The sequence below is a fragment of the Collinsella sp. LCP21S3_D3 genome, from assembly GCF_052118305.1.
Classification (GTDB): domain Bacteria; phylum Actinomycetota; class Coriobacteriia; order Coriobacteriales; family Coriobacteriaceae; genus Collinsella.
In genome coordinates this window covers 69,494-80,542 of record NZ_JBQKHK010000007.1, presented here as the reverse complement: position 1 = coordinate 80,542, position 11,049 = coordinate 69,494, and the positions used below count along the sequence as shown (strand labels likewise).

Genomic DNA, 11,049 nt, shown 5'->3' with positions numbered 1-11,049 from the left:
GTCGCAGTTTCCGATTGAGCCCCGTTTGGGAAACTGCATCCCGTCCTGAGCCGATATTCTGGGATGCGCTTTCCGCTAGGGTCCTCAGCCGGAAAGCGCATCCCAGAATTCGACCAAATTGTGGGTCGCACTTTCCGGAGCTAAGCGGCAGTTCGCAAAAAAACGGGTGCAGACCGAAGTCCGCACCCGTAAGCGCTGTTTACTTGCGCATCAAGCCGCCGCGCTCGTCGATGGCATCCCAGAAGGCATCGGCAAAGCGAGGATCGCTTGCGGCCATAAGGGCGTTGGTGGCCATCCAGCCAGAAGGCGTGCCGGTGTCGTAGCCCGACAGAGGATCGATGACGACGGCGTACATGGCCTCGCGGTCGAGCGAACGGGCCATGGCGTCGGTCAGCTGGATCTCGCCGCCCTTGCCGGCCTGCTGGTCGGCAAGCAGCTCCATGACCAGCGGGCTCAGCAGATAGCGTCCGACGATGTAAAGGTTAGAAGGCGCAGCCTCGGGAGCAGGCTTCTCCACCAAGCCGCCGATACGCCACACGGCGCCAGGCTCGGCATCGCCAACGCCCTCAGCGCCCTCGAGGGAGCCCACGCGCTCGCCGGCGATAACGCCATAGCGGCTGACCTCCTCGGGAGCACACGCGGCAACAGCGATAACCGAAGCGCCGCCATGCTCCTTGGAGACGGCAAGCATCTTGTCGCAAATGTCATGGTTGGGCACAACGTAGTCGCCCAGAAGAACCAGGAAGTTCTCCCCCGCCACAGCATCGGCCGCCGAGCGAATGGCATGGCCGAGGCCCTTGGGCTCGTACTGATAACGGAAGTCGACCGGCATACCGCCTGCGTGGGCAACGGCATCGGCATATGCATCTTTGCCGCGCTCGCGCAGCAGGTTCTCGAGCGAACGATCGGGCTGGAAGTAGTTCAACAGCTCGGGCTTGCCAGGAGAGGTGACGATGATAGCATCATCGACCTCCTCGGGAGCGAGCGCCTCCTCAACGACGTACTGGATAACCGGCTTGTCGAGAACCGGCAGCATCTCTTTGGGCGTGCACTTAGTGCCAGGCAGAAAACGCGTGCCTAGACCGGCGGCGGGGATGATTGCCTTCATATTATTCAAGGATCCTTTCGCAGGCGCAAAGCGCCCCAAGCGTGCGGCACGGCGGCCGCAGACCAAATTGCGATACCGAAGTATCTTACCGCCGGAGACATACGTCGCCGTAAGGCAAACGCAATTCTTCAGCAGGTCAACGCAAATTATTGCTCGAATGGTGCAATTTTATGCCCCAGCGGTAACGGGATTGGCACGGCGAAGACAGCGGTGTTCTGCGTGCCGAGCAATGGGAATGAGGGGGCAAAACAAAAAAGACGGGGCTCGCAATGCGAACCCCGTCTGCAAAGAAATCTGGCGAGAAAGCCTGATTACTTGAGGGTGACAGCAGCGCCAGCAGCCTCGAGCTTCTCCTTGGCAGCCTCGGCGTCCTCCTTCTTGGCGCCCTCGAGAACAGCCTTGGGAGCGCTCTCGACGACCTCCTTGGCCTCCTTCAGGCCAAGGTTGGTGAGCTCACGGACGGCCTTGATGACCTGGATCTTGTTGTCGCCGAAGCCCTCGAGCACGACGTCAAACTCGGTCTTCTCCTCGGCCTCAGCAGCGCCAGCAGCGGGAGCGGCGACAACAGCGGCAGGAGCAGCGGCGGAAACGCCGAAGGTGTCCTCGATAGCCTTAACGAGCTCGGAAGCCTCGAGAAGGGTCATTTCCTTAAGAGCATCGATGATCTCATCGGTGGTAAGCTTAGCCATTTCTAAGTCCTTTCGGTTTCCGTGTCTGTGCACGGAGATCAGTTAAAACACGGCGCGAATGCGCCAGGGGTGCGGCGTTGCCGCCGCGGGTGAAAACAGCGACTAGGCTGCCTTCTGCTCGGAGACCTGCTGGATCGAACGAGCGAGACCAGAGGAAACGCCGTTGACGCAGACAGCGATGTCGCGAGCGAAACCGGAGATGAGACCGGCGATCTGGCCGAGAAGCTGGTCCTTGGTGGGCAGCTCGGCGATAGCCTTAACATCATCAGCGGAAACGGCCTTGCCGTCGGAGATACCGCCCTTGATCTCAAGGACGCCCTTGGACTTAGCGGAGAAGTCCTTAAGGGTCTTAGCGGCCTCGACCGGCTCGGTCTCGTAGAACACATAAGCGACGGGGCCGGCGAGGATCTCGTCGAGCTCGGGCTGCTCCTGGTTCTTGAGAGCGATCTTGACCAGGTTGTTCTTGTAGACCTTCATCTCGGCGCCGCACTCGCGAAGCTGATGACGCAGCTCCTGAGCCTGCTTAACCGTCAGACCGTTGTAGTTGACGACGAACAGACCGGCATTCTCGGCGATACGGGACTCGATCTCTGCAACCTTGTCGATTTTGTACTGCTGGGGCATGAATTACACCTCCTCGAATTCTTTCCGGGCACGGTCCGCCACAAGGACGTGACGGGGGCATGTCCAAAAAGAAAGCCCCCGCGCTGCATGAGCGACGGGGGCGAGAAGACATATCTACTCGACCACCTCGGCTGGCGGGATGTCCCATTAAGCTCGCGGGCAATGCCCGTTTGCACCGGCTGTCTCTGGCAGCGGATTCGTGCGTGAACCGAAAGTATTATGGCGGGGACCCCGGCGTCGGTCAACGGAAAACCGGGCTGCACACAATTCCACCATCCGGCACGCTCCGCCGAAGGCCAGGCGCAAGGTTTTCGCTCGGTCAAGTCCTGGGCTCGCACGAAGGCCACATTAAGTGGCCTTCGGCTCGTGCGGAATCTACGAAAACCTTGCGCCTGGCCTTCGGCGGCGCGGCCTGCGTCAACTATGGGGCAGCCCGGTTTTCCGTTGGCCGGCGCGCCCCACTCATAATGCTTGGGTCGGTGGGCTGATGGTTTTGGGTCCCGGTGGGCTATAGGGTTGACACGAAGTTGGACAGGCGGCGGAGGCCTTCGTCCAGATCTTGGTCGGAAACGCAGTAGCTTAAGCGGATGTGGCCTTCGGTTCCGAAGCAGTCTCCGGGGACTAGGGCTACGTTGGCTTCTTTGATGGCTTTGATGCAGAAGTCTTCGCTTGTTAGGCCGAATTGTTTGATGCTGGGGAAAGCGTAGAAGGCGCCGGCTGGTTCCACTACGTCGAGGCCCATGGTGTCTAAGGCTGCGAGCACGCGTTCGCGGCGAGCTCGGTAGACTTTGAGCATAGGGGTTGGGTCGACGGTCAGGGCTCGGGCTGCGGCGTCCATCTCAAAGGAGACGGCGCTCGATACTAGGTATTGGTGAGCTTTTGCGATCTCGGCGATGACGGGGGCTGCAGCTGCGAGCCAGCCCAAGCGCCAGCCGGTCATAGCCCATGGCTTGGAGAAGCTCTCGATGACCACCGTCTGCTCGCGTAGCTCCGGGTGGCGCTGGGCAAAGCGCTCATAGCCATCCACATAGACCAGGCGGTTATATACGTCGTCGCAGATTACGTAGATGCCCGCTTGCTCTGCCACGTGTGCCACGGCGTCGAGCGATGCCGCGTCGAGGACACAGCCCGTAGGATTGTTGGGCGTGCAGATGACGATGGCCTTAGTCGCCGGGGTCACGCAGGCGCGAAGCGCTTCCTCGTCAATCTGAAATTGCGCGGGCTCCGTATCCAAAAAGACCGCTTTGGCGTGGTTGGCCACGACGATGCTCTCGTACAGACCAAAGGCCGGCGTGGGGATAATAACCTCGTCGCCGGGGTTGAGCATGGCCATAAATGTTGCCGACAGGGCCTCGGTCGCGCCGTCGGTCAGGATGACCTCGTCGGCCGAAAACGTAAGGCCCGCGTCTCCCATGTAGGTAGACAGCGCCTCGCGCAGGGCGGGACGGCCGTTGTTGGGCGGATAGTGCGTGTCACCGCGGCCCAGCGCAGCGGTCACCTCGGCGCTAATCACATCGGGCGTGGGAAAATCGGGCTCGCCAAGCGCGAGCGCAATGCACCCCGGGTGCTGGGCGGCGAGCGCGTTGATCCGGCGAATGCCGGAGGGCTTGAGCGTGGCAAGCGAGGTGTTCATGGGCAGTCGCATGGCATTCCTTTCGTAAGGGTTGCACTAGGATAGCGCGCCCGCGCGCCACCTGACGGTGTAACCTAAACGGAAACCAACCGGAAAGGAGGCGGCATGGAGACGACTGCACTCGGCGATGTACCAAAAACGCTGCAAACCATTGCGTATATCAGTATTCCCGAGAGCGCCGATCTTGAGTTTTTACTCTGGGACCTGCAGGATGCCATCGCCGCCTATGCTCAGCTTTCCGGCACCGCGCTCCCCCGTCCGGTTGATTTGAAGGCAAATGACACCGGTGTAGTCGATGGCATGGTGTTCGCTGTTGATGATGCATTTGATGATGAGGCGATGATCGCTGTCGAGCAGATACTCGATCGCTTCGGGGATACAGAGACACGCGTCTATGTCGTCGTCCAGGCCCTGTCAAAAAACAACAAGCAGGCGGACGAAGTCCTCGACCACCTGTACCGGGCATGTATTCTACGTGACCTGCCATGGTGCGGTGGCGTTGTCATCTGTGCCGGCAGCGGTATTGCGGCGCTTCGCCACTCCCCGCGTATGGGCCTCTTACGCCGTCCATTTTCCGAAGCGATGGATAAGCTTGTAGGCGCTGTGCGCATGGGCTGTTCCATTGAACATGCGCAGCAGCTTGGCGGCGGCGATGCCGATAGTGTCGATGTCGACGGCATGGTGCGCGCCAAGCCCGCTGTGCCCACACCAATCTGGCACGCCATCATCAAACACCTCGGCACCCGTGCTCAATCAAATATCTAAATTACCGTGCGGTCCAGTCAGCTGCCTCGCGCCAGCGCTCGACAAGCCGCTCCAGGCGCCAGGCCGCGTTAGCGGGACTAGTTGACGGCAACACGACAGCGGACAGACCCGTCCGCTCCTGTAGATAGCGCTTATAGAGGCGCCCCGCCGTACCTCCGTTGCATACCACCCGCTCGATGGGCGCAGCTCCAGTGATGCGTTCGATATATGCCGGCACAACGTTTTTGATGCTCGCGTCGCTCGACCCCTTGATGTCACAGCTCTCGATCACGTCCCACAGGGCCACACCGCCGTTGAGCAGCATAGCCCGCTTGGCGGCAATCGAGGCATCGAGCGTCGCGGGCTCACCGCTTGCCAAAGGGTCGCCCTCGTTGGGCGGCACGGGCACACCGAGGCACGCGGCCATCACGCGCCAAAAGCGATTCTGAGGGTTGCCGTAATAAAAGGCATTGGCGCGCGAAAGCACCGAGGGAAACGACCCGAGCACCAAAACGCGCGAGTGCTGGTCAAACACGGGCTCAAACCCATGCTCAATATGTTGATAGCCCTCGTCTGACGCCGCCATGACCTAGGCCCTCAACAGATAGCGCACCTCGTAGGGCGCAAGTTCAAGCGCACCCGTCAGCTCGACCGTGGGTGCATCGTCGGCAAGTAGGTCGACGAAGGAACCGTTGAGTTCGCCGGCTCCAAAGGTATAAGGCTCGTTCACGGCATTGACCGCCACGAGCACCGTCGCGTCGTCGCAGGCGCGCTCGAACAGCAGCTGTTTGTTCTGAATCATCACGTTGCGATACGCACCGTAGTTGAGGGCACGGGCCGCCGCGTCGTCGGCCGAGCGCAGGTGCGTAAGCTGTGTGACGAACGCCGTCAGCTCGTTGGGCGCAGGCTCATCGAGCGCAGGGCGCAGCGCCCAGTCGCCATCGGGGCCGCCCTTTTCGCCAGCAATTCCCCACTCGCTGCCATAGTAGATGCACGGGATGCCCGGCATGCCAAAGAGCATGCCATAGGCGGGACGCAGGCACGACTTGTCGGTAAGGATGCTCGCCAGGCGTGGCACGTCGTGGTTGTCGACAAACGACAGCAGGTGCTTGCCGCGGTAGATGCACCACGGGTCGCCGCCAAACTGACGGTGCAGCGAGTGGGCGATCTCGAACATGTTGATCGAGTTAAAGCTGGAGTACAGTCCCTTGTAACACTCGTAGTTGGTGCAGGAGTCGAGCATCTCGTCGTTGACGATCTGGTTGTAGTCACCGTGGAGCGTCTCGCCGATCAGCACAAAGTCGGACTTGAGCTCACAGGCAAAGGCGTGCAGGCGGCGCATAAAGTCGCGGTCGAGCATATAGGCGACGTCCAGGCGCAGACCGTCGACGCCAAAGACATCGGCCCAGCGGCGCACGGACTCGAGCAGGTAATCGACCACGGCGGGGTTTTGCAGGTTGAGCTTCACGAGCTCAAAATGGCCTTCCCAGCCCTCGTACCAAAAGCCGTCGCCGTAGCACGAGTCGCCGTCAAAGCTGATGTGGAACCAGTCCTTGTAGGGCGAGTCCCACTTGCGCTCCTGCACATCACGGAAGGCCCAAAAGCCACGGCCCACATGGTTGAAGACGGCGTCGAGCACCACGCGGATGCCGTGGGCATGCAGCGTCTCGCACACGGCGGCAAAGTCGGCATCCCCACCCAGGCGACGGTCGATGTGGCGCAGGCTGCGCGTGTCGTAGCCATGGCTATCGGACTCGAGCGGTGGGTTGATGAGCACAGCGCCAATACCTAGTTCCTGCAGGTAGTCGGCCCATTGGGCGATTTTCATGATGGGGGCATCGGGGTTGGGCGCGTCGTTGGCAGCCTGGGCAAGCTCATCCTCGGCAACGGGCGCGGCGTTTTCGCGCGGAGCTCCACAAAAGCCCAGCGGATAGATCTGATAGAACGTCGTCTCGTATGCCCACATAGCAACCTCCCGGTAAGCCAACACAACGACATACATTGTATGCCCAGCTTGTATCCCCTCCCCCAAAATAAGTTGCGGTGGAATAGTTCCTGCTTGGGCCTTCAGAGGCCTTAAACAGGAACTATTCCACCGCAACTGATGAGGGAACGTGATTAGGCGACGGGCTTGGTGCGACGGATGGCTGGGAACAGTACGGTGATGGCGAGGATGACGCCCACGACGGCAATCGCCCCGCCCGCGAAGCCGATCCAGGCGATACCGGGGCCCGAAACCACGGCGCCGCCGATCGCGGTGCCCGTGCCGATACCCAAATTAAACAGGCCCGAGAAGATCGACATGGCGACAGCCGACGAATCCGCCGGCGTGTACTTGATAAGCTCGGCCTGGAACGCCACATTGAAGGCCGTGGCGCAGCAGCCCCACAGCACGCAGACGGCAAGCACTGCTGCGAGCGACGATGCGGCCGAACCCATGAGCAGCAGGGCCGCTGGCACGCCGGAGAGCGTGATAGCCAAAAACGGGAAGCGGTGCCCGTCGAACAGGCGGCCAAACAGCCAGCTGCCCACCAGACCGGAGCAGCCAAACGCCGTCAGCGTCATGGTAATGGCGCCCGCGTCGACGTGCGCGACCTGCGCCAGGAAGGGCTCGATATAGCTGTAGCCTGCGTAATAGCCGGTCGCCATAAAAACCGTGACCGCGTAGAGCGCGATGAGGAACGGGTTCTTGAGCAGCTCGGGCAGCTGTTTAACGGCAAAGCGCTCACCCGCCGGCATGGCAGGGAACACCGCTGCCTGGTACACCACCGCGGCGGCAGAGAAGGCCCCGACCACAGCGAATGTCATGCGCCAGCCCACAGCCAGCCCGATGGCGCGGCCGATCGGCAGGCCAAAGATCTGTGCGATGGACGAGCCCGTGGCGATCATGCTGATGGCGAGCGCCCCGTGACGGGTGTCGACCAGGCGCGACGCCATAATCGAGGCGACCGACCAGAACACGGCATGTGCGCAAGCGACCACCAGGCGTGCACAGACCAAAATAGGATAGGTGGGCGCCACGGCGGACAGGAACTGACCCAGAGAGAACACAGCGAGCACGCCGAGCAGCATACGCTTGAACTCAAAGCGCGAGGCAAACACCATAAGCGGCAGCGACAGCAGCATGACGCCCCAGGCGTAGACCGAAATCATGATGCCTGCCTGGGCCTCGGTGAGCGAGAACGATACGGCAATATCAGTCAGAAGGCCGATGGGCATGAACTCCGATGTGTTGAACACGAACGCGCAGCAGGCGAGCCCGATAAGCGGGAGCCACTGCTTGAGCGAGATGCCATCTTGTCTTGCCTGAGTCATGTAGGAAACCTCTCCGATTGTCTTGGGCGGTGGGCGATTATATAGCAACGGCCCCGCATCCGTCAGCACAGATGCGGGGCCGCAATCAACAACTCAATACACAGAGGTTGCACCGTCAATAAATAGCTAAGCCAACCCCAGCAATATGCCCGCCGAATGCACGACAAACGCCACGATCCAGGCGACCGTCACCTGAAACGCGAACACGGCAACGGCATAGCGCGCGCCCAACTCGCTCTTGACGGCACCGATTGCCGCCACGCAGGGCGGGTACAGCAGCGTAAAGACCAAGAACACGTAGGCGGTAAACGGCGAAAACATGGTCGACAGCGCCGCGGGTGACGTTGCATCCAAAAGCACGGTGAGGGTCGAGATGACGCTCTCCTTGGCGATAAGTCCGGTGACGAGCGCCGTGGATGCACGCCAGTCGCCAAAGCCAAGCGGCGCCAACGCCGGCGCGATGATGCTACCCAGACCGGCAAGTAGACTCTGCGACTGATCGGCGACCACATTAAAGCGGATGTCAAACGTCTGGAGGAACCAGATGACCACGGTGGCGGCAAAGATGATGGTAAAGGCCTTGGTAATAAAGTCCTTGGCCTTATCCCACGCCAGCATCACCGTCGTCTTGATGCTCGGCAGGCGGTAATTGGGAAGCTCCATGATAAACGGCACCGGGTCGCCCTTAAATGCCGTGCGGTTGAGCACCAAAGCCGCGATGCAACCGACCGCAATGCCAATCAGATAGAGCGAGACCATGGCTGGGACCGTCGCCTGCGGGAAGAATGCTCCGCACAGCAAGCCGTAAACCGGCAACTTGGCCGAGCAGCTCATGAACGGCGTGAGCATGACCGTCATCTTGCGATCATGCTCGGATGGGAGTGTACGGGTCGACATGATAGCCGGCACGGTGCAGCCAAAACCGACGAGCATGGGCACAAAGCTGCGGCCCGACAGGCCAAAGCGACGCAGCACCTTATCCATGACAAAGGCCACGCGCGCCATGTAGCCGGAGTCTTCCAGAATGGAGAGGAACAAGAAGAGCACGACGATAATCGGCAGGAAGGTCAGCACGCTGCCCACGCCCGTAAGCACGCCGTCGACAGCCAGCGAGCGCACCACGTCATTGGTTCCAAACGCCTTGAGACCCGCATCGGCCGAGGCGATGATGACAGCGATGCCGTCCTCCATAAGTCCCTGCAACGCCGCGCCGATCACGCCAAACGTCAGCCAAAAGACAAGGCCCATGATCGCCAGGAACGCCGGAATGGCCGTGTAGCGGCCCGTCAGGATGCGGTCGATCTTGACGGAGCGCACGTGTTCGCGGCTCTCGTGCGGCTTGACGACGCAGCGCCCACACACGTCGCCGATAAAGCTAAAGCGCATATCGGCCAGCGCGGACAGGCGGTCGGTGCCAGCCTCGCCCTCCATCTGGGTAATGATGTGCTCGATAGCGTCAAGTTCGTTGCGATCCAGGTGAAGTGCCTCGGTCACCAGCTCGTCGCCCTCAACCAGCTTGGTCGCCGCAAAACGCACCGGAATGCGGGCCGTCACGGCATGGTCCTCGATCAGGTTGGCAATGCCGTGGATGCAGCGATGCAGCGCACCGCCGTCCGGGCCATCGGGCGCGCAGAAGTCCAGGCGACCGGGGCGCTCGCGGAACCGCGCCACATGCAGAGCGTGATCCACCAGCTCGCCGATACCCTCGTTGCGGGCAGCGCTAATGGGGACAACAGGCACGCCCAACAGGCTCTCGAGCAGGTTGACGTCCACGGCGCCGCCGTTGGCCGTCACCTCGTCCATCATGTTGAGCGCGATGACCATGGGGCAGTCGAGCTCCATAAGCTGCAGCGTCAGGTAGAGGTTGCGCTCGATATTGGTGGCATCGATGATGTCGATGATGGCGTCGGGATGCTCGTCAAGGATGAATTGACGGCTGACGATCTCCTCGCCCGTGTACGGCGACAACGAATAAATACCGGGCAGGTCGGTAACGCTCGCCTCGGGGTGGTTACGGACAGTACCGTCCTTGCGGTCGACCGTCACGCCGGGAAAGTTACCAACATGTTGGTTGGAACCCGTCAGCTGGTTGAACAGCGTGGTCTTGCCGCAATTTTGGTTGCCGGCGAGGGCAAAGTGCAGCGGCGCGCCCTCGGGCACGGCCGTTTTTGCCGCACGGGGCGAATACGTCCCCTCACCGAGCGCCGGGTGCTCCGTCGTGCCGATTGCGGCGTTAACGCGCGGGCTCGTATCGGTGTCGTGAATACCCACGAGCTCAATGCGAGCAGCATCGTCTTTGCGCAGCGTCAACTCGTAGCCACGCAGGCGAATCTCGAGCGGGTCGCCCATGGGGGCGTATTTCATCATGGTGACTTCGGTGCCCGGCGTTAAGCCCATGTCCAAAATATGCTGTCGGAGTGCCTGATCGTCCGATGCCACCGATGCGACAACGGCGTCCTTTCCAATCTCGAGTGTATCGAGCTTCACGTACGTGTTCCTCCCCCGACGCCCACAGGGCGTTGCATTTATGTTCACCATTGCTAACCGTTTGCCATGGCTAACCAATTTTAACCATGCATGATAGCGCGAACATGCAGCGACGTTCAATCAACAGATTGTTGCAATGGGGACAGATCGCTTTGCCCAATAGATGCGATGCGGAACAACCAGGCGCGGGAGGGGATTCCGGGACACGGTTTCCCAGACGGCACCCTTTCGGAAACCGCACCCCACTATTCAGGCGAATTCCGGGATGCAGTTTCCCGATGGGGGCTCCTGGGGAAACTGCATCCCACTCCGAAACGCTAAAACGGGATGGGCTTTCCGACTGAGGTCTCTAGCGGAAACTGCGTCCCGGAATAGGCGCTCAGACTGGGACGTATTTTCCCGATCGAGCCCCTCGGGGAAACTGCGACCCGGAATCTGTGCCCGAAACG

The 11,049-nt window shown here is 61.0% G+C and carries 9 protein-coding genes; 1 reads left to right on the top strand and 8 read right to left on the bottom strand.

Going from position 1 to position 11,049, the window contains the following annotated elements; all coding sequences use genetic code 11:
- Nucleotides 1-199 precede the first annotated feature (199 nt).
- From ACTQ1S_RS04895 to ACTQ1S_RS04880, 4 genes are all read right to left on the bottom strand, one after another.
- A complete protein-coding gene (locus ACTQ1S_RS04895; RefSeq protein WP_154514705.1) occupies nt 200-1,108 on the bottom strand; it encodes a UTP--glucose-1-phosphate uridylyltransferase in 909 nt (302 codons plus the stop codon).
- 311 nt (nt 1,109-1,419) lie between these two features.
- Entirely contained in the window at nt 1,420-1,797 is a 378-nt protein-coding gene (gene rplL / locus ACTQ1S_RS04890; RefSeq protein WP_154514707.1) for a 50S ribosomal protein L7/L12, read from the bottom strand.
- 102 nt (nt 1,798-1,899) lie between these two features.
- A complete protein-coding gene (gene rplJ, locus ACTQ1S_RS04885) occupies nt 1,900-2,421 on the bottom strand; it encodes a 50S ribosomal protein L10 (RefSeq protein ID WP_117646079.1) in 522 nt (173 codons plus the stop codon).
- Nucleotides 2,422-2,929: 508 nt separating this feature from the next.
- Entirely contained in the window at nt 2,930-4,066 is a 1,137-nt protein-coding gene (locus ACTQ1S_RS04880) for a pyridoxal phosphate-dependent aminotransferase (RefSeq protein WP_441547201.1), read from the bottom strand.
- Between the two features lie 93 nt (nt 4,067-4,159).
- Here ACTQ1S_RS04880 and ACTQ1S_RS04875 point away from each other — a divergent pair, with 93 nt between their 5' ends.
- Entirely contained in the window at nt 4,160-4,819 is a 660-nt protein-coding gene (locus tag ACTQ1S_RS04875) for a hypothetical protein (protein WP_441547200.1), read from the top strand.
- A gap of 1 nt (nt 4,820) precedes the next feature.
- Here the strand turns inward: ACTQ1S_RS04875 and ACTQ1S_RS04870 are convergent, their stop codons facing one another.
- The 4 genes from ACTQ1S_RS04870 to feoB all read right to left on the bottom strand — a co-directional run bounded on the left by ACTQ1S_RS04870 (nt 4,821) and on the right by feoB (nt 10,651).
- A complete protein-coding gene (locus tag ACTQ1S_RS04870) occupies nt 4,821-5,384 on the bottom strand; it encodes a uracil-DNA glycosylase family protein (RefSeq protein WP_441547199.1) in 564 nt (187 codons plus the stop codon).
- A gap of 3 nt (nt 5,385-5,387) precedes the next feature.
- Nucleotides 5,388-6,764 (bottom strand): alpha-amylase family glycosyl hydrolase, encoded by a 1,377-nt coding sequence (locus tag ACTQ1S_RS04865; RefSeq protein WP_441547198.1) that lies wholly within the window; start codon nt 6,762-6,764, stop codon nt 5,388-5,390.
- A 152-nt stretch (nt 6,765-6,916) separates the two neighbouring features.
- Nucleotides 6,917-8,113 (bottom strand): MFS transporter, encoded by a 1,197-nt coding sequence (locus tag ACTQ1S_RS04860; RefSeq protein WP_441547197.1) that lies wholly within the window; start codon nt 8,111-8,113, stop codon nt 6,917-6,919.
- Nucleotides 8,114-8,239: 126 nt separating this feature from the next.
- Complete coding sequence (gene feoB / locus ACTQ1S_RS04855) at nt 8,240-10,651, bottom strand: ferrous iron transport protein B (protein ID WP_441547196.1); 2,412 nt, start codon at nt 10,649-10,651, stop codon at nt 8,240-8,242.
- Nucleotides 10,652-11,049: the final 398 nt, after the last annotated feature.